The organism is Bradyrhizobium sp. B097, assembly GCF_038957035.1.
Classification (GTDB): Bacteria; Pseudomonadota; Alphaproteobacteria; order Rhizobiales; family Xanthobacteraceae; genus Bradyrhizobium.
The window spans coordinates 3,092,038-3,116,874 of the sequence record NZ_CP152412.1 but is presented as its reverse complement, the minus strand read 5'-3'; the positions used below and the strand labels follow the sequence as shown (position 1 = coordinate 3,116,874).

Annotated in this window: 24 protein-coding genes; 12 read left to right on the top strand and 12 right to left on the bottom strand. The window is 63.8% G+C overall.

The window, feature by feature from the left end; all coding sequences use genetic code 11:
* Positions 1 to 177: a hypothetical protein gene (locus tag AAFG07_RS14420; RefSeq protein ID WP_342727853.1), complete on the bottom strand. Its 177-nt coding sequence runs from the start codon at positions 175 to 177 to the stop codon at positions 1 to 3.
* 164 nt (positions 178 to 341) lie between these two features.
* On the opposite strand from AAFG07_RS14420, the gene dctP (AAFG07_RS14415) reads away from it, so the two are divergent.
* The 5 genes from dctP (AAFG07_RS14415) to AAFG07_RS14395 all read left to right on the top strand — a co-directional run bounded on the left by dctP (AAFG07_RS14415) (position 342) and on the right by AAFG07_RS14395 (position 5,553).
* Positions 342 to 1,373: a TRAP transporter substrate-binding protein DctP gene (dctP, locus tag AAFG07_RS14415; RefSeq protein WP_342727852.1), complete on the top strand. Its 1,032-nt coding sequence runs from the start codon at positions 342 to 344 to the stop codon at positions 1,371 to 1,373.
* A gap of 17 nt (positions 1,374 to 1,390) precedes the next feature.
* Positions 1,391 to 1,951 carry a TRAP transporter small permease gene (locus tag AAFG07_RS14410; RefSeq protein ID WP_342727851.1) on the top strand — a complete coding sequence of 187 codons (561 nt, stop codon included), beginning with the start codon at positions 1,391 to 1,393 and terminating at the stop codon, positions 1,949 to 1,951.
* Positions 1,948 to 3,237, top strand: a complete 1,290-nt coding sequence (locus tag AAFG07_RS14405) for a TRAP transporter large permease (RefSeq protein ID WP_342727850.1) — start codon at positions 1,948 to 1,950, stop codon at positions 3,235 to 3,237. Before AAFG07_RS14410 ends, AAFG07_RS14405 begins: the two co-directional genes overlap by 4 nt.
* Before the next feature lie 40 nt (positions 3,238 to 3,277).
* Positions 3,278 to 4,321, top strand: coding sequence for a TRAP transporter substrate-binding protein DctP (dctP, locus tag AAFG07_RS14400; RefSeq protein WP_342727849.1), 1,044 nt, complete (start codon positions 3,278 to 3,280; stop codon positions 4,319 to 4,321).
* A gap of 80 nt (positions 4,322 to 4,401) precedes the next feature.
* Complete coding sequence (locus tag AAFG07_RS14395) at positions 4,402 to 5,553, top strand: CoA transferase (RefSeq protein ID WP_342729156.1); 1,152 nt, start codon at positions 4,402 to 4,404, stop codon at positions 5,551 to 5,553.
* On the opposite strand, the gene AAFG07_RS14390 is transcribed toward AAFG07_RS14395, so the two are convergent.
* From AAFG07_RS14390 to AAFG07_RS14350, 9 genes are all read right to left on the bottom strand, one after another.
* On the bottom strand, positions 5,554 to 6,408 hold the full coding sequence (locus AAFG07_RS14390; RefSeq protein WP_342727848.1) for a CoA ester lyase: 855 nt from the start codon (positions 6,406 to 6,408) through the stop codon (positions 5,554 to 5,556).
* 3 nt (positions 6,409 to 6,411) lie between these two features.
* Positions 6,412 to 6,867, bottom strand: a complete 456-nt coding sequence (locus tag AAFG07_RS14385) for a MaoC family dehydratase (protein WP_018272840.1) — start codon at positions 6,865 to 6,867, stop codon at positions 6,412 to 6,414.
* Complete coding sequence (locus tag AAFG07_RS14380; protein ID WP_342727847.1) at positions 6,868 to 7,644, bottom strand: enoyl-CoA hydratase/isomerase family protein; 777 nt, start codon at positions 7,642 to 7,644, stop codon at positions 6,868 to 6,870. It abuts the gene before it with no gap.
* A complete protein-coding gene (locus AAFG07_RS14375) occupies positions 7,641 to 8,861 on the bottom strand; it encodes a CoA transferase (RefSeq protein WP_342727846.1) in 1,221 nt (406 codons plus the stop codon). Before AAFG07_RS14375 ends, AAFG07_RS14380 begins: the two co-directional genes overlap by 4 nt.
* A gap of 23 nt (positions 8,862 to 8,884) precedes the next feature.
* Positions 8,885 to 9,601 carry an ABC transporter ATP-binding protein gene (locus AAFG07_RS14370; protein WP_342727845.1) on the bottom strand — a complete coding sequence of 239 codons (717 nt, stop codon included), beginning with the start codon at positions 9,599 to 9,601 and terminating at the stop codon, positions 8,885 to 8,887.
* Complete coding sequence (locus AAFG07_RS14365) at positions 9,598 to 10,356, bottom strand: ABC transporter ATP-binding protein (RefSeq protein WP_342727844.1); 759 nt, start codon at positions 10,354 to 10,356, stop codon at positions 9,598 to 9,600. The genes AAFG07_RS14370 and AAFG07_RS14365 overlap by 4 nt, the downstream gene beginning before the upstream one ends.
* 2 nt (positions 10,357 to 10,358) lie before the next feature.
* On the bottom strand, positions 10,359 to 11,378 hold the full coding sequence (locus AAFG07_RS14360; RefSeq protein ID WP_342727843.1) for a branched-chain amino acid ABC transporter permease: 1,020 nt from the start codon (positions 11,376 to 11,378) through the stop codon (positions 10,359 to 10,361).
* Entirely contained in the window at positions 11,375 to 12,277 is a 903-nt protein-coding gene (locus AAFG07_RS14355; protein WP_092125855.1) for a branched-chain amino acid ABC transporter permease, read from the bottom strand. The genes AAFG07_RS14360 and AAFG07_RS14355 overlap by 4 nt, the downstream gene beginning before the upstream one ends.
* 95 nt (positions 12,278 to 12,372) lie before the next feature.
* Positions 12,373 to 13,632, bottom strand: a complete 1,260-nt coding sequence (locus tag AAFG07_RS14350; protein WP_342727842.1) for an ABC transporter substrate-binding protein — start codon at positions 13,630 to 13,632, stop codon at positions 12,373 to 12,375.
* A 169-nt stretch (positions 13,633 to 13,801) separates the two neighbouring features.
* Between AAFG07_RS14350 and AAFG07_RS14345 the strand changes: the two genes are divergently transcribed.
* The 5 genes from AAFG07_RS14345 (at position 13,802) to AAFG07_RS14325 (ending at position 19,764) form a co-directional block, all read left to right on the top strand.
* Positions 13,802 to 15,289, top strand: a complete 1,488-nt coding sequence (locus tag AAFG07_RS14345) for an AMP-binding protein (protein WP_342727841.1) — start codon at positions 13,802 to 13,804, stop codon at positions 15,287 to 15,289.
* The gene (locus tag AAFG07_RS14340; RefSeq protein WP_342727840.1) at positions 15,286 to 15,930 is read left to right on the top strand and encodes a TetR/AcrR family transcriptional regulator; all 645 of its coding nucleotides are present in this window, start codon (positions 15,286 to 15,288) and stop codon (positions 15,928 to 15,930) included. Before AAFG07_RS14345 ends, AAFG07_RS14340 begins: the two co-directional genes overlap by 4 nt.
* Complete coding sequence (locus tag AAFG07_RS14335) at positions 15,927 to 16,700, top strand: SDR family NAD(P)-dependent oxidoreductase (RefSeq protein WP_342727839.1); 774 nt, start codon at positions 15,927 to 15,929, stop codon at positions 16,698 to 16,700. Before AAFG07_RS14340 ends, AAFG07_RS14335 begins: the two co-directional genes overlap by 4 nt.
* A 9-nt stretch (positions 16,701 to 16,709) precedes the next feature.
* Positions 16,710 to 18,632, top strand: coding sequence for an NAD(P)-binding domain-containing protein (locus AAFG07_RS14330; protein WP_342727838.1), 1,923 nt, complete (start codon positions 16,710 to 16,712; stop codon positions 18,630 to 18,632).
* Between the two features lie 502 nt (positions 18,633 to 19,134).
* Positions 19,135 to 19,764: a DsbA family protein gene (locus tag AAFG07_RS14325; RefSeq protein WP_342729155.1), complete on the top strand. Its 630-nt coding sequence runs from the start codon at positions 19,135 to 19,137 to the stop codon at positions 19,762 to 19,764.
* Between the two features lie 39 nt (positions 19,765 to 19,803).
* Here AAFG07_RS14325 and AAFG07_RS14320 read toward each other — a convergent pair whose 3' ends face one another.
* A complete protein-coding gene (locus AAFG07_RS14320; protein ID WP_342727837.1) occupies positions 19,804 to 20,814 on the bottom strand; it encodes a glutathione S-transferase N-terminal domain-containing protein in 1,011 nt (336 codons plus the stop codon).
* Positions 20,811 to 22,307: a M81 family metallopeptidase gene (locus tag AAFG07_RS14315; protein WP_342727836.1), complete on the bottom strand. Its 1,497-nt coding sequence runs from the start codon at positions 22,305 to 22,307 to the stop codon at positions 20,811 to 20,813. Before AAFG07_RS14315 ends, AAFG07_RS14320 begins: the two co-directional genes overlap by 4 nt.
* A gap of 187 nt (positions 22,308 to 22,494) precedes the next feature.
* On the opposite strand from AAFG07_RS14315, the gene AAFG07_RS14310 reads away from it, so the two are divergent.
* Together AAFG07_RS14310 and AAFG07_RS14305 are read left to right on the top strand one after the other, a co-directional pair.
* Positions 22,495 to 23,289 (top strand): class II aldolase/adducin family protein, encoded by a 795-nt coding sequence (locus AAFG07_RS14310; RefSeq protein WP_342727835.1) that lies wholly within the window; start codon positions 22,495 to 22,497, stop codon positions 23,287 to 23,289.
* A gap of 112 nt (positions 23,290 to 23,401) precedes the next feature.
* Complete coding sequence (locus AAFG07_RS14305) at positions 23,402 to 24,340, top strand: GAF domain-containing protein (protein WP_342727834.1); 939 nt, start codon at positions 23,402 to 23,404, stop codon at positions 24,338 to 24,340.
* Positions 24,341 to 24,837 lie beyond the last annotated feature (497 nt).

Sequence of the window (24,837 nt, the reverse complement as noted above, 5' to 3'; positions counted from 1 at the left end):
TCAGACCGGCTCGATGATGATCGCGGCCGCCATGCCGCCGGCGGTGGCGCTGAGCCGTCGAGCACACCGGAGGAATTTCCCGCGTGGTGGACAAAATTGATCGAGATCTGGTTGCCTCTCAGCATCAACTTCCAGCCAGTTGGCCGTCGCGCGCTCACGGCTTGAAATCAAGCGCATCGAGGTCCTCGCGTGATCCCTTCCGCCCGCGCAATCGCGTCGGCGCATCGTGGCCCGCGCTCTCCGGTTGTCCGATCAGGCATGCTCAGCCGAGCCATGCTTGACGAGCAAATTCGTTTGTGCGCAGCTGCTCAAAATAACAAGGCTACTCAGGGGCAGGACATATGGGCGGGCTTCGGCGGGCGCTGGCCGGTTACGGCTTTCTCATCGCATCGATCAATCTGGCGGCGGCGGCGGAGCCGATCAAGCTGCGCGTCGCCGACTCCTTTCCGAAGGGACACTACCTCGTCCGCCTCGTGCTTGAGCCTTGGATGGCCGAGGTGCAGAAGCGAACCAACAACGCAGTGACGTTCGAGCACTATCCGGCCCAGCAGCTCGGCAAGGCCGCCGACATGCTCAAACTGACGCAAACCGGCGTCGCCGATATCGGCTATGTCGCGCCCGCCTACGTATCCGACAAGATGCCGGTCTCCGAAGTCGCGATGCTCCCCGGCGCGTTCGAGCATTCCTGCCAGGGCACGCTCGCCTACTGGAAGGCCGCGCGGAGCGGCGTGATTGCAGAGCAGGATTATACCGCAAACGGCATCCGCCTGCTGCTCGCAGTGAGCCTGCCGCCCTATCGTATCCTGACCGTGAAGCAGCCGGTGAAGGATGTCGCCGACATCAATGGGCTGAAGCTGCGGTCGACCGGCGGCGCACAGGACCTCACCTTGCGCGCGATCGGCGCGGTGCCGGTGCGCATGGCGGCACCCGACGCCTATGAGTCGCTGTCACGCGGCACGATGGACGGCCTGCTGTTTCCGCTCGAGAGCGTCGTCGCCTATGGCGCCGACAAGCTCGTGAAGCATTCCACCGACGGCTTTGGCTTCGCGAGCTTCGTGGTCGCCTATTCGATCAGCGAGAACGCCTGGAAGAAACTGTCCCCCGAGATCCAGAAGGCAATGATCGACACCGCCGAGGAAATCCTGCCGTCTGCCTGCAAGGAAGTGCAGAAGCAGGACAGCGAGACCATGAAGTCGATGGAAGCCGCAGGCGTCCACTTCGACACCTTGCAGCCTGACGTCGTCGCCAAGCTCAAGGACCTGACGAAGGGCGTGGGCAAAGCATGGGCCGACGGGCTCGATGCGCGCGGCAAGCACGGCAGCGACGCCCTGAAGGAATTTAGCGCAGCCGTTGCGGCCGTGCCGGCCCAGTAACGCGGACGGAGCCCAACGTGATCAAGACAAGCCTGAAGGCTCTGACTGCCATCGAAAAGGTGACCTCGGCAATCGCCGCGGCGATGATGTTTGCAATCATGATCATCGTCTTCTCCGATGTCGTGATGCGCTACATCTTCAACCGGCCGTTCTCCTGGGCCTATGATTTGATCTCGCTCTACGTGATGGCCGGCGTGTTCTTTCTCTCCCTTTCCGGCACCTACGCGGTCAACGGCCATATCAGCGTCGATATCCTGCTGCCGCGCTTCTCGGCGATCATCCAGCGCCTCTGCGTCATCATCTCCAACCTCGTTGGCCTCGCGATCTTCGTTCCAATCGCCTGGCTCGGCTATCAGCGCGCGCTCGACAATTATGTGTCGGGCGACGTGATGGCCGGTGCGATCCCGTGGCCGACCTGGGCGTCCTCGATCTTCGTGCCGGTCGGAGCGGGAATTCTCGCGCTGCGCCTTGCCGTTCATCTCATTGCCAATACCGCAAGCCTCCTGACCGGCAAGAATTTATTGCCGCTGCCGGCCATCTCCGGTCATTCGGACAAGGCTGCCGGAGGTTTCGAATGATCCCGACCTTCATCCTGGCGCTGCTGTTCTTCCTGCTCGCGATCGGAACACCGGTCGCGTTCGCCATGGCATTCTCCGGCGGGCTCGGCCTCTATCTGACCGGCGGCCTGCCGATCCTGCTCGGCGTTCTGCAGACCACGCCACTGTCGGCCGTCACCTCCTACGAGCTGATCACGATCCCGATGTTCCTGTTGATGGCAGACCTGGTGCTGCTGTCGGGCGTCGCCGACGATCTGTTCAAGACCGCCGCAGCCTGGGTTGGACGCATCCCCGGCGGTCTCGGCATGGCGACCGCGTTGGCTGGCGCGGGCTTCGGCTCGATCTGCGGCACCAGCACGGCCTCGGCCGCAACGCTGTCCTCGACCAGCCTGCCCGCGATGATCCGCCAGGGCTACGAGCCCAAAATGGCCGCCGGCGTCGTCGCGATCTCGGGCACGCTGGCGATGCTGCTGCCGACTTCGGTGGCGCTGGTGATCTTCGGCCTGCTTGCCGAGGTGAACATCGGAAAGCTGCTGATCAGCGGCATCATCCCGGCGATCTTCGTCACCATCATCATCATGTCGACGATCTATATCCTGGTGCTGCTCGATCCCACCCGTGCACCGACGATATCGGCGGTGACATGGTCGGAGCGGTTCAGTCTGCTCTGGCAGGTCAGCCCGATGGTGGTCCTGTTCTCGATCGTCACAGGCACGATCTATCTTGGGATCGCGACGCCGACGGAGGCCTCGGCGTTCGGTGCGTTCGGCGCCTTTTGTCTTGCCTGCTGGAAGCGCAAGATCAACCTGACCTCGCTCTACACGACGTTACGGCACGCCGCCCAGGGCACGTGCATGATCGTGCTGATCATCATGTGCGCGCACATCTTCGGCTATTTCTTCACCCTCACCCAGGTGACGCAGAACATCGTCGGGTGGGTCGGCGGGCTCGACGTCTCGCGATGGATCATCATCACGCTGATCCTGTGCGGCTACATCGTGCTCGGCTCGTTCATGGATCAGATCGCGATCCTGGTGCTGACGGTTCCGATCGTGCTGCCGCTGATCAAGTCGCTCGGATTCGACCCGATCTGGTTCGGCGTCATCAAGATTGTGACTGCCGAGGTCGGCATGATCACGCCGCCGATCGGATTGAACTGCTTCATCGTGGCGCGCTATGCACACCGCCCCGTCGGCGAGGTGTTCCACGGCACATTCCCGCATTTCATCGCGCATCTGATCGCAATCGCCATTTTCGTGGCATTCCCGGAGATCATCCTCTGGCTGCCGAACCACATGCAACATTGAAGAAGCCGTCGGTCGAGACGGCCATCTCTGGGAGACTGTTATGAATTTCTCTTCCCGTTTCCTCGCCGGCGCAGGTGTCGGCACGGCCCTGCTGGCGGCTTGCGCGTCGCCAAGCCCGGCCCAGGAAAAGATCACCCTGCGCCTTGCCGATAGCCTGCCGTCCGGCCACGTGATCCATGAGCTCGTCGGCAAGCCGTTTTCGGAGCTCGTCACCAAGCTGACCAACGGCCAGGTCACGTTCCAGCACTTCCCGGCGGAGCAGCTCGGCAAGGCCAAGGACATGGCCCAGCTCACCGCGCTTGGCGTTGCCGACGTCTCCTACATCGTGCCGTCCTATTCGTCGGACAAGTTTCCGCTGACGGCCGTCGCCGAACTGCCCGGCATCTTCGACAGCGAATGCCAGGGCTCGCTCGCCTTCTACAAGGTCTCGCACAATGGCGGCATCCTGGAGACCAAGGAGTTCGCGCCGAACCAGCTTCGGCCGCTGGTGACGCTCGCGCTGCCGGCCTACCAGGTCCAGCTAGCGACCAGCCGCGATGTGAAAACCGCGAAGGACCTCGAAGGCCTGAAGATCCGCACCACCGGCGGCGCGATGGACCTGATGATGCGCTCGATTGGCGGCGTGCCGGTTCGGATGGCCGCGCCCGAGATCTATGAATCGCTGACCCGTGGCACGCTCGACGGGCTGATCTTCTCCTACCAGAGCTCGGCGTCCTACGACTTCGGCAAGATCCTGAAGTCGGGCACCGAGGGGCTGAACTTCGGCACCGCGATCTTCACCTATTCGATCGGCGAGTTGAAATTCAAGTCGCTCCCAGAGAACGTGCGCAAGGCGCTGGTCGAGGCCGGCGAGCAGACCACGCGCGAGGCCTGCAAGCGGTTCGAGGACGGAGAAAAGGCCGCGGCCGACAAGATCAAGTCGCAGGGCATGAAGGTCATCAACTTCAGCGCCGACGACAAGAAGGTGTTCGACACCGCCTTCAAGTCGGTGGCACAGGATTGGGTGAAGGACGTCGACAAGCGCGGCAAGCCCGGCACCGACGTCTTCAAGGCCTTCACCGAAGCATTGGCCGCCACCCATTGACCAAGGCACCGACGAGAGACAAGCCGTCAGCGCCGGCGGGCCCGCTCGCCGGCGTCAAGATCATCGACCTCACCAGCGTGATGATGGGACCCTACGCGACCATGATCCTCGGCGACTACGGCGCCGACGTGATCAAGGTCGAGAGCCCCGATGGCGATGTGATGCGCCATGCCGCCCCGATGCGCCATCCCGCGATGGGCGCGATGTATCTGCAGGGCAACCGCAACAAGCGCTCGATCGTGCTCGACCTGAAGAAGGCTGGCGGCCGCGCGGCGCTGCTGCGGCTTGCCACCGATGCCGACGTGTTCGTCCACAACGTTCGTCCGGCCGCGATGACGCGGCTGAAGCTCGGTGCCGACGATCTGCTTGCGACCAACCCGCGGCTCGTCTATGCCAGCCTGCACGGCTTCGGCGAGACCGGGCCCTATGCGGGCCGGCCCGCCTATGACGACCTGATCCAGGGGCTGACCGCCCTGCCCGCGCTGACCGGCAGGATCACCGGTGAGCCGCGCTACTCTCCGGCGACCATGGCCGACCGAATCGTCGGCCTCAATGCCGTTCACGCTATCCTCGCGGCGCTGTTTCACCGCGAGCGCACCGGCGAAGGCCAGGCGATCGAAATCCCAATGTTCGAGACCATGGCGCAGTTCGTGCTCGGCGATCACATGGCCGGCCGCAGCTTCGAGCCGCCGATCGGCCCGCCGGGCTATTCCCGGCTGCTGTCGCCCGACCGCCGTCCGTATCAAACCAGCGACGGCTACATCTGCGCGCTGGTCTATTCCGACAAGCAGTGGGACGCGTTCTTCGCCAAGATCGGCCTTGCGAACGAAGCCGACCGCGACCCGCGGCTGAACAGCATCTCGGCACGAACGAGGAACTACGATTTCGTCTACGACTGGTTCTCGCAGATGATGAAGACCCGCAGCACCGCCGAATGGATGCGCTTCTTCGAAGAGGCCGACATTCCGCACGCGCCGCTGCACGACCTCGACAGCCTGATCGACGATCCGCAACTGACCGCCGTCGGGCTGATCCAATCACTGGAGCATCCGACCGAAGGCACGCTACGCGTGGCCGGCCCGGCCGCCACCTGGAGCAAGACGCCGCCATCGATCCGGACCTATCCGCCGAACCTCGGCGAGCATGGCCCGGAGATCCTGCGCGAGGCTGGACTTGCGGATGCGGAGATTGCCGCCCTCCTCAAGGAGGGCGCGCTGATCGAGCCGGACTGACTATTTCCTGCGCGACGCCAGGATCTTCTCGGCGGCGCGCAGATGCGGCTTGTCCAGCATCTTGCCGTCCATCTTGGCGACACCAGATGGATTATTGGCGAACGCAGCGATCACCCGCTCCGACCATGCGATCTCCTCGTCGGTCGGCATGAAGGCCGCGTTGACGACATCGACATGCTTGGGATGGATCACGGCCTTGGCCAGGAAGCCGTCCTGCCGCGCGGCAATCGCCTCCGCCTTCAGCGCATCAAGATCGTTGATGTCGGTGGCGATGGTGTCGATCGCGACCACGCCGGCCGCGGCCGCGCCGATCAGGCAGAGATCGCGGGCGAGGATGAAGGGCGAATGATAGCGGCCGTCGGTGCGGTTGCGCGTTGCGCCGAGCGAAGCCGCAAGGTCCTCCGCGCCCCACATCATGCCCCAGAGCCGCGGGCTCATATTCTCGAAGTCGAGGATCTTCAGAACCGCGCGCGCCGTCTCGGTTGCCACCGTGACGATCCGCGTGGAGCCCTGCGCGATACCTGAAGCGGCCTCGAATGCATCGAGATAGAGCGCGAGCTTGTTGACATCGGCGGCGCCGGCGCATTTCGGCAGCACGATGCCATCGGGCTTTCCGGGTATCACGGCCGCGAGGTCGCCGAGCGTCAGATCGGTGTCGAGCGCATTGACGCGGATATAGAGCTTCTGGTCCGGATTACGCGCATCGAGCATCTCACGCGTGATGCCACGCGCCACGACCTTCTGGTCCGGCGCGATGGAGTCCTCGAGGTCGAGGATCAATGCGTCGGCCGCGGTCTTCTTGGCGCTCTCATATTTCCGGGTGCTGTCGCCGGGAACGAACAGGAACGATCGCATCGTCTATGCCTTCGGCTTGCAATGCATCAGGCCAGTGCGGCGGCAGCTTGCCACCACCTCGCCGCGCTGGTTGGTCATGGTATGCTCAAACTCGACGATGCCCTGGGTCGGCCGCGACTTGCTGGCGCGCTTGCCGATGATCCTGGTATGCGCTTTCAAGGTATCGCCGTGAAAGACTGGTTTCGGAAACTTGACGTCGGTCATGCCGAGATTGCCGACCGTGGTTCCCAAGGTCGTGTCGTACACGCTCATACCGATCATGATGCCGAGCGTATAAAGGCTGTTGAACAGCCGCTGGCCGAACTCGGTCTTCTCTGAGAAATGCGCATCGATGTGCAGCGGCTGCGGGTTCATGGTCAGGAGGCTGAACATCGTGTTGTCCATCTCCGTCACGGTCCGGCTGAACTCGTGATGGAATTCCTGCCCGACCTCGAACTCTTCGAAATACAATCCAGCCATTTAACGTCCCTTGTAGTTGGGCGTTCGCTTCTCAACGAACGCATTCAGCCCTTCCTGGCAGTCTTCCGTCGAGGCGACCACCACGAAGCTTTCCGCCGTGTTCTCCACCGAGCGGCGGAAATCGGCATCGACCGCGCGCATGAAGGCATCGCGGCCGATCTTCATCACGATCGGCGATTTCGCGGCCAGCTTCCGCGCGATCTCGCGGGCCCGCTCCAGGGCGGTGCCCTTTGGCACCACTTCGCTGAGCAGCCCCATGCGATAGGCGGTTGCGGCATCGAAGGGGTCGCCGAGGAACAGCGGGCCGAACGCCTGGTGCTTGCCGACCAGCCGCGGCAACTGCACGAAGTGGATCGCCGGGATCAGGCCGACATCGATCTCGGGATAGCCGAAGGTCGAGCCGTCGCCCGCGATGATCATGTCACATGAGATCGCGATCGTCATGCCGCCGGCGCGCACCGCGCCATCGACCGCCGCGATTGTCGGCTTGCCCATGCGGTACTGCGTATCGTTCAGTGCGAAGTACAAGCGCTCGAGGAATGCCTTGGTCTCGATCGCGGGCTTGCCCCTGACAATATCGAGGTCGAGGCCGGCGCAAAACACCTTGTGGGCGCTGCTGATGATGACGGCGCGCACCGCGTCATCATCACGTGCTTTGGCCAGCGCCGCCAGCAACGCGTCGATCAAGGGGATGCTGAGCGCATTGACCGGCCCGCGGTCCAGCACAATTTCCGCAATCTGGTTGTTGACCGAGTAATGAACGAGGTCCGTGCTCATGATGTCTTGCCTCCTGTCATCGCTTTGGCCTGTCGCACCGCGCCCGACAGCAGTAAGCCGTCGATCTCGACCGAACCAAGGCCAGCCTCCGCCAGCACCGCGCGGCTATCCTGCCCGACATCAGGCGCAGGACAAAGATGATCCTCGGACAGACTCGCGATCCCCGGCGTCCGCGGCGAATAGACCGCGCCGACGCCCGGCGTATCCTGGCGGACCGACGCCCTGACAGCCTCGACGTGAGGATTGCGCAGCCATTCACCGGGATTGAGGATCCGCTCCGCGATGATATCGGCGGCGTGCAGCCGCGCGAGCCAGGCATCCGTCGGCTGCGTCAGGAACACCTCGCGCAGCAGCGGGATCAGCGTGTCGGCTGAATCGGCGCGCCGGGCGAAGTCGGCGAAACGGGGATCGCTGGCGAGATCCTCACGGTCGATCGCACCGCACAGCCGCTTGTATTGCGGCTCGTTCACCAGCGTGACCATCATCCAACCGTCCTGGGTCTGGTAGGTGCCGGCCGGCACGTTGAGCGCGCGCGGCGCACCGCCCTCGAGGATGAACTCCGCGACCTTATGGCCAAGCAGCGCCGACGTCGACTGGCAGAGGTTGACATCGATCCAGCGACCGGTGCCGACCGTCGCACGCGCGAACAGCGTCGTCGCAATCGCCTGGAACGCATACACGCCGGTGACGACGTCGGAGATCGTGGTGCCGACCCGATGCGGCACGCCGTCGGTGCCGACATTGACCGAGACCAGCCCCGAGAACGCCTGCGCGACCGAGTCCGAGCCGGGCCGCTTGGCATAGGGCCCGCTCTGCCCGAAACCGCTGACCGACAGATAGACGAGGCCCGGATTGTCGCGCGACAGGCTCTCATAGCCAAGCCCGAGCCGCTCCGCGACACCGGGGCGGAATCCTTCAATGAGGACGTCGGCCTCGCGCGCCAAAAGCTGCGCGATCGCGATCCCGTCCTTGTGCTTCATGTCGAGACACAGGCTGCGCTTGCCGCGGTTATAGACCGCCGACAGCGTCGTGTGGTTGCCGTAGGTCGTGCCCAAATAGCGCGACCAGTCGCCTTCAGGCGGCTCGACCTTGATAACGTCGGCGCCGTAGACCCCAAGCAGCATCGCGCAATAGGGCGAGGCGATCCCCTGCCCGAAATCCAGCACTTTCAGCCCGCGATACGGCGCCTCGTGCGTCGGCATCAGCTTGCCCGCCATTTGTCCTCCCATGACGAAGAGCCTTACAACGCGAGATAGCGCTGCCGGATGTTGTCGTTGGCCTTCAACTCTTCGATGGAGGATGTGTAGACGATCTGTCCCTTGTCGATAACCGTCGCGTGGCTCGCAAGGCCAAGGCAAAAATGCATGTTCTGCTCGGCGATCAATACTGTGGCACCGGTGCCGCGAAGCTGCCGCAGCAGCTCGCCGATGCGCTGTACGATGATCGGCGCCAAGCCCTCGCTCGGCTCGTCCAGCAGCAGCAGCACCGGATTGCCCATCAGCGTGCGGGCGATCGCCAGCATCTGCTGCTCGCCGCCGGACAGCCGGCCCGCGATCCGGTGCCGCAGCGGCTCCAGCAGCGGGAATACGTCATAGACGCGGCGGATCGACCATTCGTCCTCGCCGTCCGGCCCTTTCTTCTGGCCGATGACGAGGTTGTCCTCGACCGTATGCTCGGGAAAGATCTGGCGGTCCTCCGGCACGAAGCCGAGCCCGGCCCGCGCGATGTGATGCGGCCTCATCCCGGAGACCACGTTGCCGCGCAAGGTCACCTTGCCGCGGCGCGCCGGCGCAAGCCCCATGATCGCCTTCATGGTGGTCGACTTTCCGGCGCCATTGCGGCCCAGCAGCGCCATGGTCTCGCCCTTCCGCACGGAGAGACCGACGCCGAACAGGATCTGGCTGGTGCCATAATAGACGTCGAGGTCCTCGACCTGCACCACCGGCTGCGTGCTCATACCACCGCTCCCGCGTGGTCGTCGCTGCCGAGATAGGCCTCGATGACGGCTTCATTCCTGCGGATCGCGTCCGGCGTCCCGGTCGCCAGGATCCGGCCGTAACACAGCACGACGATCTCAGGCGCGATCTTGAACACGATGTCCATGTCGTGCTCGATGAACACGACCGTGATCTTCTGCTTCTCCCAGAGCTCGCGCACCTTGTCGATCATGCGCCAGCGCTCCTCGGTGCCCATGCCCGCGGTCGGCTCGTCGAGCAGCAGCACCTTGGGATCGAGCACCAGCGCGAGCGCGATATCGAGCAGCTTCTGGTCGCCATGCGACAGCGTCGCCGCGGTCCTGGTACGCTTGCCGGCGAGGCCGAGCAGTTCCATCGCATGCTCGGCGCGGTCGCGCGTCTCGGCCAACGGAAAGCGGCGATGCATCACGCCGGCGCGTCGCTGATCGGCGCAGACCGCTGCCAGCATCGTCTCCTCGACCGTCATCGACGGGAAGATGCTCGCGACCTGAAAGGCGCGGCCGATGCCGTGGCGCACGATCTCCGGTGGCGTCTTGCCCGCCATGTCGACGCCATTGAGCAAAATCTGCCCGGCATCCGGCCGCAGCGCGCCCGTGATCAGGTTGAAGAAGGTGCTCTTGCCGGCGCCGTTGGGGCCGATCACGGCGGTGAGCGAACCGTCGGCAAAGTCGAGCGAGACGTTGTCGGTCGCCTTGACGCCGCCGAAGGATTTCGAGAGGGCGCGAATTTCCAGCATGGCTAACCGCGCCCTTCACCACGTCGATGGCCGTACCATTCGACGACGAAGTCCATCAGGCCTTTTCGCAGGCCAATGGCGAAGAACAGGATCACGATGCCGAGTACGATGCCGTGATACTCGGTTAGTCGCGTGACGGTATCGTTGAGGATCAGCAGCAGCACCGTCCCGACCATCGGCCCGAGGAACGTGGTCACGCCGCCCAGCATGTTGATGAAGATGCCCTCGCCCGAGATCGTCCAGTAGGCGAATTCGGGATAGGCACCGGAGACGAACAGCGCCATGATGATGCCGCCGGTCGCGGCGAACAGCGCCGCCAGCACGAAGATCACAAGCTTCGCGCGCCAGACATCGATACCGATGAAGCTCGCCCGCGTGGCGTTGTCGCGGATCATGCGCAGCGTGTAGCCGAACGGCGACTGCGCGATCTGGCGCATCAGGAACAGCCCGATCACCAGCAGCGCGCAACTCGTGATGTAGAGGTGCAGATGGTTCGACAGGTCGATACCGAGAAACGGCGGCCGCGGAATGCCGCCGCGCAAGCCCTGGTCGCCGCCGGTCAACGATTGCCACGACAGGATGGTCGAGTGGATCAGCATCTGGAACGCCAGCGTGACGAAGGCGAAATAGATCTCCCTCAGCCGCACGCAGATCGCGCCGATGACGACGGCGACGACGAAGGTCATCGCCAGCGTGGCGACGAAGGCCACCGGGATCGGCACACCCGTCTTCTGCATCATGAGGCCGAAACCATAGGCACCGAGGCCGAAGAACATGCCGTGCCCGAACGAGATCAGTCCGGTGTAGCCGACCAGAAGGTTGAGCGACGTCGCGAACAATCCGTAGGCTGCGCAGCGGATCACGAAGTCGAGCAGTTGCTTGCTGCCGAACACCATCGGCAGCAGCGCAAGCAGCACAAAGGCCGCGAGCGCGATCAGCACATCGCGGTAGCGCTGCGGTCTTGCGTCGATCCGGGGTACCTCGAGCGGCTGTGCGCCCTGCCCGGCCTGCAACTCGGTCATGCGACCTCCTTGCCGAACAGGCCGGTCGGACGCGACACCAGTACGATCACCATGAAGAGGTACATCAGCCCCTCGGTGAACAGCGGGAAGCCGAGCGATCCGAACGAGCGGATCAGGCCGATCAGGAGCGCGCCGATCAGCGCACCCAGGATCGAACCCATGCCGCCGATCACGGTAACGATGAAGGACTCGATTAGCACCGAGAAGCCCATGCCCGGCGTCAGCGAGCGCACCGGCGCGGCAAGCGCGCCGGCCAGCCCCGCCAGCATGCCACCGAGCGCGAACACGCCGCCATAGATCAGCCCGGTGTTGATGCCGAGCGCCGACACCATCCCGGGATTATGGGCGGCCGCACGGATCACCTTGCCGATCCTGGAGCGCGCCAGTCCTAATCCGAGAACCACCGCGGCGACGAGCGCCACCCCGATCAGCAGCAGATAATATGGCGGCACCACGCCGCCGGCGATGAACAATGGCGGCACCTGGAACGCGGCCGGCATGCCCATCGACCTGAATTCAGGCCCCCAGATCATGCGAACGACATCGTCGAAGATCAGCACGAAGGCATAACAGACGAGGAGCTGCATCAGCACGTCGCGGCCGTAGACGCGGCTCATGAAGGCGCGTTCGAAGATCAGGCCGAGGAGCGCGGTGCCGACGGCACCGCTCAGGATCGCCAGCGCAAAGCTGCCGGTGAGCTGGTAGGCCGTCATCGCGAAATAGGCGCCGAACATATAGAAGGCGCCGTGGCTGAAATTGACGACCTTGAGCACGCCGAAGATCAGCGTCAGCCCGACGGCGACAAGAAACAGCAGCATGCCGATGATCAGGCCGCTGGTGGTCTGCGTCACCAGGCATGCAGGGCTGGTGAGGCAACTGGCGAGCGCGTCGAGGTCCACGAGAATCATCCATTACGGCGGGCCGCAACGCCGGCGCGCGACAAACATCAGATGCAAGGCGGAGACAGCACGCTGCCTCCGCCCCCGCATGCGGATCAGGTGTAGCCCTTACTCTTCTTCCACTCGGCTTCGAGCTCGAAGATGGTCTTCCAGTCGCCGGCCTTCACGTCAGGCACGTAGGGCTCCTGCGGGATCGTGGTGCCCCAGCCGATCGCGTAGCCGACCAGCGTGTGGTCGTCGGCGCGCATCGTGACGGTGCCGTCGGCACCGAACGGACATTTGATGGTCAGCCCGGTGAGAGCCTCTGCGACCTTCTTGCCGTCGGTCGAGTTCGCCTTCTTCACGGCCTCGTTGAGGAACATGACGGCCGTCGCGTTCTGCCAGGACCAGTTGGTGGGGTACTCGTTGTACTTCGCCCTGTAGGCATCGCCCCAGGCTGCATTCTCCGGCGTCGGCGGGAATGTCTTGATGTAACGGTCACCGGAGTGGATGCCTTTGGGCAGGTTCTTCACCACCGTGAGCGCGGTGTAGTCGGCCATGTTGACCGCAAACACCTCCATCTGGGTGAACATCGCATAGATGTTAGCCTGGTCGATGTAGGAGGTGAGATCGCCACCCCACAGGCAGGAATAGAGCGCCTGCGGCTTGGCCTGCAGGATCTTGGTCACCACCTCGGTGTAGTCGGGCTGAAACAGCTTTGGCCAGGATTCGCTGATGATCTCGACATCGGGCGCGAACTTCTTCAGGTACAGCACGAATTCGCCGGTCGTGTCGCGGCCATAGGCATAGTCAGGCGAGCAGGTCGCCCATTTCTTCAGGCCCTTGGCCTTGGCGATCCCGGCCGCGTAGCCGGCGCCGACGATCGAGTCATGAATGCCCTGCCGCACGCAGCGGAACGCGTTCGGGATGTGTTGCTTGGGATCGGCGGTCAGCGACGACGCTTCCGAGCAGGTGTGAATGCAGAGCACGCCAAGATCGCGCGCCACCTCGTGAACCGCGAACGATCCCGACGATGCCTCGCCGTCGAGCAGCATCTCGCAGCCGTCGGTGTTGACGAGTTCGCGCGCGATCCGCGCGGCTTCCTGCGGCTGTCCCTTGGAATCGCGGATCACCATCTCGATCTGCCGCCCGGCAAGACCGCCCGCGGCATTGACCTTCTCGACTTCCAGCATCACCGCATTGCGCGAGGACGTCCCGAGTTGCGCGACGCGACCCGACAGAATGGTCGGCATGCCGATCTTGATGGTCTTGGCCTGTGCGCGCGCCGCCCATGGCGCAGCAAAGCTCACCGCACCGGCGCCCATCAGCGCAAGCGTCGAACGCCGGCTGATGCCCGGTTTCCGGGTCCTCGTCATATTCCCCTCCCTGTCGGGTTCGCGTTCCCAAATCCCTGTCGGAGATCGTTTCGTCTCCATGGCCGCAATGTTTTCAGAGCAAGGGGGGTGACGTCAAGCCAAAGATGAATTACGACTCATAATTCATCCAGGGAGAAAACGGCGCCGGAATCGGCCCGACGAGCGGCAAATGATCAATCTTTCCAGCTTCATCGCATTTCATGCCAGGCGGACTCCGGACCGCTGTGCGCTGAAATATCGCGGCGAAGACATCTCCTATGCAGATTTCGATCTGCGGATCCGGCAGGTCGGAAGCTGGCTCGCGACTCGCGGCATCGCGCCCGGCGACGTCGTCGCCGTCCTGATGAAGAACAGCACGGCCTTTCTCGAACTGGTATTCGCGACCAGCCATATCGGCGCGGTGTTCCTGCCGATCAATTATCGCCTGTCGGCCGCTGAAGTCGGCTACATCGTCGGCAATTCCGGCGCGCGCCTGCTCGTCGCCGATGAGGAATTTGCCGCGATCGCAACCGGTGGCGCGCCGGTGGCGCTGCTGGGTGAAGTCGAGCAGTCCAGCGTCACCAATCTTGCGCCCGATATTGCGCCGGCGCCGATCCATGTGCGCCAGCCGCGCGACCTGATGCGGCTGATGTACACCTCGGGCACGACGGATCGCCCCAAGGGCGTGATGCTCACTTACGAGAACATCTATTGGAAATCCGCCGACCAGACGCTGGTGCTTGGACTCAACGCCGACACGCGGCTGCTCGTCGTCGGCCCACTCTATCATGTCGGCGCCCTCGACCTGCCCGGCATCGCGGTGCTCTGGCATGGCGGCATGCTGTGCATTCACCGCACCTTCGAGCCTGAACCAGCGCTGGCCGCCATCGAACGCGAGAGGCTCAACGCGGCGTGGTTTGCACCGGTCATGACCACGGCCCTCCTCACCTGCCCGAACCGCGACCGTTACGATGTCTCCAGCCTGCAATGGGCAATCGGCGGCGGCGAGAAGACACCGGAGGTCCGCATCCGCGCTTTCTCTGACCATTTCAAGAACGCGCGCTACATCGATGCCTACGGGCTGACCGAAAGCTGCGGCGGCGATACCTTCATGGATGCCGGCCGCGAGATCGAGAAGATCGGCTCCACCGGCCGCGCCATCGCCCATGTCGAGATCGAGATCCGCGACGACGCCGGCAAGCGCCTGCCCGCCGGCCAGATCTGCCTGCGCGGCCCGAAGGTCACGCATGGCTACTGGAAGGATCCGGAGAAGACGGCATCCGCGTTCTTCGGCGACTGGTTCCGCACCGGCGACGTCGGCTATCTCGACGAGGACGGCTTCCTCTATCTGACCGATCGCAAGAAGGACATGATCATCTCCGGCGGCGAGAACATCGCCTCCTCCGAGGTCGAGCGCGTCATCTACGAAATCCCCGGGGTACGCGAGGTCGCCGTGATCGGCCTGCCGGACGACCGCTGGGGCGAGAAGCCGGTCGCCATCGTGGTGCTGGCGGACGATGCCAAGCTCGACCTGGCTGAGCTCACTGAATTCTGCCAGACACGGCTCGCCGGCTTCAAGGTGCCGCGACAGTTGATCATCCGCGACAGCCTGCCGCGCAATCCATCCGGCAAGGTGCTCAAACGCGTGCTCCGCGCCGAACTCGAGGCCACCGCATGACGCAAGCGACATCCGCCAAAGTGACAAAACTCAACCGGGTCGAGCGCAACGCCTGGACCAAGCAGAAGATCTTCGACGCCGCGACCAAGGTCGTCGGCAAATACGGCTATGCCGAAGCCTCGGTTGCGCGCATCACCGAAGCCGCCGGTGTGGCACAAGGCACCTTCTACAATCATTTCGAGAACCGCCAGGAGCTGCTCGACCAGCTGCTGCCGAAGATCGGCCTCGACATGGTCCGCTTCATCCATGCACGCACCGGCACTGCCAACGAAGCCCGGCAGGAGGTCGAGCGCTTTAGCGCCTTCTTCGACTTCATCCGCGAGGTGCCCGAGTTTCTCCGCATCCTCAACGAGGCCGAGTTCTTCGCGCCGATCGGTTACCAGAAGCATTTCGACAATATTTCGAACGCCTATGTCCGGATCCTCCAGCGCGCGCGGGCCGCGGGTGCCATCAACAATTTCAGCGACGAGGAGTTCGAGGCCATCGTCCAGGTCTTGATGGGAGCGCGCGGCTATCTCAGCCGCCGATATTCCTATTCCGAGCAAGGCGTCACCGCCGTGCCCGACTACGTCATCACGGCCTACCAGAAGCTGGTCACGCGCGGCCTGTTCACCACGAGCGACAAGGGAAGAAAGTCATGAGCGCCGACGGCATCATCCTCGTCACCGGCGGCAGCCGCGGCATTGGCGCGGCGACCGCAACGCTGCTTGCGGATCAAGGACACCGCGTCGTCATCGTCGACATCGCGCCCGAGCCGCTGGTCGGAACGGCAGCCATCCTCTGGCCGGCCCCGTTCGATGTCGCGAGCGAAAGCGCCGTCGTCACCGGCATCTCCGATATCGAGAAAGCGCACGGCCCGATCACCGGCCTCGTCAACGCGGCCGGCGTGTTCGGCAAGATGCACACGATCGAGCGGGTGCGGATGGAGCAATGGGACCGCGAGGTCAATATCGACCTGCGCGGCACCTTTCTGGTCGCGCGCAGCGTTGGCATCGGCATGGCGAAGCGGCGGTACGGTGCGATCGTCAACGTCGCCTCGGTGGCCGGCATGACGTCGGGTCCGATCCACGCCTATACCGCGGCGAAGGCCGGCGTCATCCAGATCACGCAGACGCTCGCCGCCGAATGGGGACGTTCCGGCGTACGCGTCAACGCGGTGTCGCCCGGCTTCACCCGCACGGTGGCGCTCGAAGCCGGTATCGCGTCGGGCGCCCTGAACAAGGATCTGCTGGCCCGCCCGACTGCGATGAACCGGCTGGTCGAGCCGATCGAAGTGGCGCAGGCGATCGCCTGGCTGCTCTCGCCGCAGAGCAGCGGCGTGACCGGCATCAACCTGCCGGTCGACGCCGGCTACATCGTCGGCACCACCTGGGCCGCCTATGGCGGTCTGCCCGACGCACCGGCGAGCTGAGGACAACGCATGAATATCGAGCTTTCGCGCCAACACCTCGATCTGTCCTCCGCCATCGCCGAGGGCGACATCCGCGTACTGCTGATGGTGCTGGTACACATGACCGGCGACGAGAAGTGGCTCGAGCCGCCGTACAAGCCGAAGCGCGACGTCCGCCTGATCCCCGATCCGGACGCGGGCGTGCCGAAGGAGATTCAGGACGAGATCCGCGCGGCCGTGCTGAACCTGTTCGCGAATGGCGCGCCGAAACCCGTCATCACCGATCCCGGCGATGAGCTGATGCTGCGGATGATGCGCGCAACGCTCGGCGAGAATGTCGCGCCGGAATATGCCCCGCTGATGCGGGAGGAGATGGGGTTCGTTCCCCGCGACGCGCGCTGGCGCGAACGCCCCTCCGAGGCGAGGCTGGCGCAGCAGCACGTGCTGATCGTCGGCGCCGGTGTCTGCGCGATCGCGCTCGGCGTTGCGCTGAGGCGGCTCGGCATTCCCTACACGATCGTCGAGAAGCAGGACGAGATCGGCGGCACCTGGTACGTCAACCGCTATCCCGGCTGCGGTGTCGATACGCCGAACCACTCCTATTCGTTCTCGTTCGGCGCCCGCAATCCGTGGACCCGCTATTTCGCACAGCGCCAGGAACTGCTCGACTATCTGCTCAAGGTCGTGCGCGAATACGGCATCCGCGAGCGCGTCCGCCTCTCGACCGAGCTCGTCGCCTCGCGCTGGGACGAAGCCAAGCGCCGCTGGATCTCGACGCTGAAGACTGCGAGCGGTGAAGAGACCTTCGAGTCCACCGCGCTGGTCAGCGCGATCGGGCAACTCAACGATCCCTCGCCTGCCTCTTTCAAGGGAGACGGGGATTTCACCGGCCAGAAGGTTCATTCGGCGCTGTGGTCCGACGACATCGAGCTCGACGGCAAGCATGTCGCCGTGATCGGCACCGGCGCGACTGCGATGCAGCTGGTGCCGTCGATCGCTGACCGCGTCGCCTCGGTCACCGTCTACCAGCGCACCGCGCAGTGGGCGCGGCCGGTCAAGGGCTATTCCGACCCGATCACCGACGGTGCGCAGTGGCTGCTGGCGCATCTGCCGTTTTATGTGCAGTGGTATCGCTTCAACATGTTCTGGCGTTACGGCGACGGATTGTTGCCGTTCCTCCGCAAGGATCCGGCCTGGCCGCATCCGGAGCGCGCCGTCAACAAGGGCAACGACCGGCATCGCCAGGAGCTGGCCGACTTCATCCTCTCCGAGCTGAAGGACCGCCCTGACTTGATCGAGAAGTGCATGCCGACCTATCCGCCTTACGGCAAGCGCATTTTGCTCGACAACAACTGGTTCAAGACGCTGACCAGGCCGAATGTCGAGCTGGTCACCGACAAGATCGACCATTTCGCTGCGGACGGAATCGTCACGGCCGACGGCACATCGCGGCCGCACGACGTCGTCGTGATCTCGACCGGCTTCAAGGTCTCCGAGATGGCGGCACGTCTCAACATCACCGGCCGCGACGGCAAGAACCTCAAGCAGGCGTGGCACCACGACAATCCGACCGCGTATCTCGGTCTCACCGTGCCTGACTTCCCCAACCTGTTTCTGATGCTCGGCCCCAACTCGGGACCCGCGCATGGCGGCAGCGTGATCTTCCAGTCGGAATGCCAGAGCCGCTACATCTCTGCCTGCCTCGTCGAGATGATCGAGAACGATATCGCTGCAATCGACGTGCATCCCGACGCGCATGACGAATACATCCGCAGCGTCGATGCCGAGCATGAGCAATTGATCTGGACGCATCCGGGCATGACGACCTACTACCGCAACAGAAGCGGCCGGGTGTTCTCGGCAATGCCGTGGCGGTTCGTCGACTATTGGAAAATGACGCACGATCCGGACTTCACCCAGTATCGAAAGACCAAGGCGCGACAGGAGGCCTGACCTGAATTACCCCGCTCGTTAACTTGACAGCAGGCCATATCTGCCGCAGCATTTCGCCGACTGCACCTGTTGGGGTGCGGGAGCGCCTGCTCCCCGCGTCGCAGGAATTGACGGACGATTTTGGAATCGGCCGCCAGGCAGAGAAGCGGACAGAGGTCCGTCGGCCCACCCTTGGAGAGGAGCATGACGCCACCGGCGAAAGCCAGCGACCTTGCTCGGCAAGGTCTCGGTGCACGTTGAGGCGAACAGCAGCTGCTAGCCGCGTGTGCCGCCGACAATCTGAACATATCCGCAGGACGAGAGCGCAAAGGCCAAGCGCTTTTAGGTCCCGAAACACCACTGGTCTACACCAGAGATCCTTCGCTAAAACGAAGTAGCAGGGCCCCGCGATGCTTGAATGCACCGGGGCCCATTCGTTTGCGCGCCATCTCTCCCTCGTCGCACCGCATTGCGTCACCGCGCAGGATCGGGAACAATTGTCGCGACCGGGTGAGGAACGATGATCGAAAAACCGCGCGTACGCATCTACACCGACTACAAGTCGCCCTATGCCTATGTCGCTAACAAGCGGCTGTTCGAGCTCGAGGAAACCCTTGGCGTCGAGCTGGAGTGGCTGCCCTACACGCTACGCATTCCTGAGTTCATGGGCACGGTCGAGGCGCGCACGCCGCATTTCTGGCGCAAGGTGCGTTACTCCTACATGGACGCGCGGCGGTTCGCCAATGCGCAGGGACTGACCATGAAGGGCCCGCGCCGGATCTATGACGCCTTCTACTCGAGCGCCGGAATGCTGTTCGCGCAACGCCATGGGCTGTTCCGGCCCTATCATGACACGGTGTTCCGGAGGTTCTGGAACCATGAGCTGGAGATCGACGACCTGTCGGAGATTGCCGGCGTGATCGGCGCGATCGGCGGTTCCACTGAGGCGTTCGAAGCCTATGTTCGCGGCCCTGCCCGCGCGGAACATGATCGCATCATCGACGAAGCCGAAGCGCTCGGCGTTTTCGGCGTGCCCAGCATGGTGTTCAACGGCGAACTGTTCTGGGGCGGCGACCGCATCGACATGCTGATCGAGCGGATCAGGCATCCGGAATCGGTGGCGGTCGCGCTCGGCAGTAGGCACCGGACCTAGACGACGGGCGCTTCCAATCTGCTTGCCGTCCCTGATCGATCACCCTCCATCCAGGATCGCCCAGCATCCGGTGCGTTCCAGCACGGGCTTCAACGCCACGCGATCTCCGGCATCCAGTGCTGCAAATTTCTCGCGCAGCTGCTGCAGGCACTTGACCTGATATTTGAACGGCGCCAGCGCGTAAGGCAGTCCCCAGACGCTGATCTCGAGCCGTTCGAGGCCCTTCCCAAATGCATCGGCATTGGCGGCAAGGAACGGCAGATAGAGCTCGCCCGCGATCCGCAGCAGCGCTTCAGCGAATCCGCCGAGCGCCTGCTCGCGCGGATACCAGTTGCCCTCCACGCCGGAGGCATCATCGAGCCGCCGCACCCAATGATCGGTGAACGGCGCCTGCTCGCGCATGATCCGCATCGGGGTCGGGTCGGTCGCCATCTCGCTGAGCTGCCCGAACCAGGCGAAATCCGCCAGTGACGGCCGGCTGCCAAACAGATAATTCGTCATGCCGACATGCGGCTCGAATGCCGCGAGCGTCCGCCGATAGCTCTCCTCCAGCAGCGGACGGTTCTCTTCAGTGGCGCCGAGAATGACCATGCGCGAAATCTGCCGCTGCCGGAATTCCTCGATTTCCTCGCGGCTGCCAGCCGCGGCTTCCGACGTCGACCACTCCTCGCCCGCCCAGCGCGAGACATAGGCCTGATCTTCCGGATCCCACCAGCGATACAGAAACAGCGGCTTCACCGCCCATTCGTCGGCGAGGTCCTCGAGCAGATCGCAGACGAAGGCTGTGGCCTTATCCTCCGGGATCACCGACCGCCCCCGGTGACGCGCTTCCAGATCATAGGCCAGTGTCGTGGTCTCGCCGCGATAGCTGCCGTCGGGATATTGCAGCACCGGGATCAGCATCGGCTTCAGATGCGCGGTCGCCGCGCGCAACGCCTTGGTCATGATCACCCAGTCGTGCGGAATCCGCCGGTAGCGCATCAGCGCCCGCAGCTTGATCGCATAGGGCGACGCGGTCGAACCGATCAGGCGGTAGCGGCCTTCCATCATGGCGCCCCCTCCGAAAACGCCGGATTGCCGTACGGATAGAACTGCGCAAGATCGACGTTCTTGTAGGGCAGCTTGTCCAGCTGCGTCGTGCCAAGGAAAGGCTCGTCAGGCTCGACCAGCAGAATCGTCTTGGCAAAGCCGTTGTCGTCGAAGCCGCGCCGAAAGTGCACCCGCGACTTGATCGCCATGACCTCGAATCCACCGAGATCAGGCACCAGCGCCTTCAGCGAGAACGGCTCCATGATCTGCACCAGATAGGTGGAGAGGATCAGCACATTGTTGCGGCCGAAGCGCACGCAGACCCAGAACTGACCGTACCCCTCGGCTGCCGCCGAGATCGTGCCCTGAATGCGAACCGGATCCCCCGCCGACTCGTCGGCGCGGCCACCGATCTCCATGTCGAAGGTATCGCCGGCCTTGGCGCCGGCCGCCTTCAGGTCTGCCGTTGCCTTGGCGTCGGCAATAGTCGCGATCACCGTGTTGGCGAGGTCCTGCGCGATGATCTCGCGCAGCAGCCAGGTCGCCGATCCCGAGCGGTCGCTGTGATCGGCCAGCACCACCGGCGTGTTGCCATCGGCGACGGCCTGCTTGGCCAACGCGACGCCCTCGGTGATGCTGTGCAGCTTGGTCGATTGCAGCAGCGCCTCGCGCAGCCGCCAGATCGTGCCGGCGAGATCGCGCGCGACCTGCTCGGCGAGCCTTGGGTTGTCGTTGGTCAGGACCTGCACGGTCATGCCGACGTCGGGGACATCAGCGAACGGGAAGCCGAAGAAGATGTTGACGTAGACGTCGACCTCACGGGCCTCCCAGACCAGCGCGCGCTGCACGAGATCCATCCAGGGACGCGCGCCGGTCCATTGCAGCACGGTGGGAGAGATCACAGGAACCTTGGTGGTCTTGTGCCTGGGCTTGTAGTCCCCACGGATCGCCCGCACCAGCATGCGCGCTGCGCGTTCACCCTGCAGATGCGCGTCATAATGCGGGAAGTATTTGACGGCGAACGCCATGTCCGCCTGTTCGAGGAACGCCTCATCCTCATTGCCGTGAGGATCGAAGGTCGCGGCGATGAAGGCGGAGCGGCCGACCACCTCGCGGACCTGCCGCGCCAGATCGGCCTCCGGCCGCGGCACGTCGCGCACGGCCATCGCGCCATGCAGGCACAGATAGACCCCGTCGAACGGCCCTTCTTCCTTGAGCCCGGCAATCATCTTGCCGGTGAAGGTCCGGTAGGCTTCCTGGGTGATCCAGCCCGACCCCGTATAGGTCTTCGGCCAGAGCGGGGATTCGATGCCAACCAGTTCGACCTCGGAGAACTCGCGCGCCACCTGCACGAAGCCGCCCATGTAGTTCTTGGGATCGAACTGCAGCAGCGCCTCGCCCCTGGCTGGCGAGCCCGGATAAATGAAGTCGTCGAGCGTGGTCTCGTTCGGCAGGAACGAGACGGTTTCGTGGGAGAAATGCAGGACGGCAATACGAATCTTGCGTTCGCTCATTCTGTGCGCCTCGGCTATTTTTCGTATCCTGACATTGAAGGCGCGGGGCGCCAATGCCGCATTCGGTTTTTGCCCGCCAGACCTGCAAATAAGCAGACGCGGCGCGGCTTGCCGCCGTGCCGATTCTGCTATGGTCCACGCCAACGATCGGGCTCCGGCCCCACAGATGTCTCAAGGAGAGAACGCCATGAATCCCCCCGTCAGCTCACCCGCGATCAAGGTCGTTAAATCCGTTCGCGAACAGGTGAGCGCCGAGGAGTGGCAGGCCCGCGTCGATCTCGCCGCATGCTATCGGCTGACGGCGATGTACGGCATGACCGAGATGATCGCGAACCACATCTCCTGCCGCGTGCCCGGCACCACCGACCAGTTCCTGATCAATGCCTATGGCATGCTGTATGAGGAGATCGACGCCTCCAGCCTGATCAAGGTCGACGTCGAGGGCAACACGCTGCTCAACGCGACCGACTATGATGTCAACGTCGCGGGCTTCGTCATTCACAGCGCCATCCACATGGCCAAGCACGACATGGACTGCGTCGCGCACACCCACACCCCCGCCGGCATGGCGGTCTCCGCGATGGAATGCGGCCTGCTGCCGCTGGCGCAGACCTCGATGCGCTTCCTGCACATCGCCTATCACGACTTCGAGGGTATCGCCGACAATGTCGACGAGCGCGAACGGCTGGTGCGCGACCTCGGCGACAGCGAGGCGATGATCCTGCGCAACCATGGCCTCTTGGTCGTCGGCCGCACTGTGCCCGCCGCCTTCAACGTGCTGTTCCGGCTCGAGCGCGCCTGCCAGACCCAGGTGATGGCGCTGTCCTGCAACACCAAGCTGACCTATCCGCCGCAAAACATCCTCGAAGACACCTATGAGCGGATGCTGCCGAAGCCCGGCCGCGCCGCGCGCAACGGCGAACTCGCCTGGCCGGCGTTGCTCCGCAAGCTCGATCGCGTCGATCCGTCGTACCGGGACTGAGACGAAATCGCGCCTTCGCATCAACTTTGGGCGTCGCTTGCCTGCTATTTGAGCGCACATTTTGCCGTGACATCGCCGATGCTAGCCGTCGGCGAGACGGCAGGTGCGTGCGATGAAAACCTTCATTCGCGTTGTTGAGCTCTGGGTGCCCGATCCAACACGGACGCGGCTGGAATTCGGCGGCAGCCTGCACAGCTCCGAGTTCGCGGAGTTCAACGCGGTCAGCGAGAATGCGCTGTTCGCCTATGACCAGGGCCTTCCCGGCAAGGCCTGGGCGAGCGGCCATCCGGTCATCCTGACCGAATTCGCCAACTCCTATTTCAAACGGACCGACGAGGCGCGCGAAGCCGGCCTGACCTGCGGCGTTGCGCTTCCGGTGTTCGCCGGCGAATTCCTGATGGCCGTGATGGTGCTGCTCTGCGGTGACGACAGGAAGCATGTCGGCGCGATCGAACTTTGGCACAACGATCCCGACAAATCCCACGAGATGGCGTTGGTCGACGGCTACTACGGCACCGCCGACATGTTCGAGTTCAACTCGCGCCACACCAAATTCCCGCGCGGCTTCGGCCTGCCCGGCCGGACCTGGAAGGCCGGCATGCCGCTGATCATCAAGGACCTGCACAATTCCAAGGGATTCCTGCGCTGGGAGGACGCATCCGAGATCGGCATCAATTGCGGTGTCGGCATCCCACACACGACCGGCGACAAGACCTGGGTGGTGACATTCCTGTCGGCGCAGGCGACGCCGATCGCACGCCGGTTCGAGATCTGGGTGCCGAACGAAGAGCGGTCGGCGCTGGTGTTTCACTCCGGCGACTGCAGCGAGCGGTCTGATCTCGCCACGCTCTATGCGGCCAAGACGATCGGTCGCGGCGAAGGCTCTATCGGCGGCGCATGGGCCACCGGAATGCCCGCGCTCACCGAGCATCTGAAGCAGGATGAATCGATCGGGGCGGTACTGGCGCGGGCTTCCGGCATGAACCATCTGGTCGCGCTGCCGGTGATCGAGAACGCCCGGCTCAAGGCGGTGCTGGCCTGGTATTTGTGATTGTTGGCTCGCCTGCATTCGTCGTCCCTGCGAACGCAGGGACCGATAACCACCGAAGGTGATTGTTGCGCGACGTTGGGGCCACAGCCTCTTCAACAACTCAACCCTGTGGTTATGGGTCCCGGGTCGCGCTTCGCTTGCCCGGGACGACGCCGGGGTTGGTCCGCTTCAATTTTCAAATAGCCCGTCCGGTTATTATGTCACAGGTGGCTTGCTGCCACAGAATGCGCGAGAGGCGGCCCCGCGGCTGGCATGCGGTCAGGAACCCCGGCCCCCCAGTTTCAGGACAGAAGCCGAAATCCATTCAATCGCAGCCGCTTACTTGCTCGCGCAAGTTGCAGCCAAGGTTCGGCGCGGTCAAATCATGTCGGTAGGCACCCGCAGCACCGGCAGCGTTTCGATAATCCTGCCCCACGCATCGCGGCGACACAAATTATTTGGTGCCGGTCGCCATCGACGCGACATGAGGACCTTGCGCTTGACGTGCTGCCGATGGT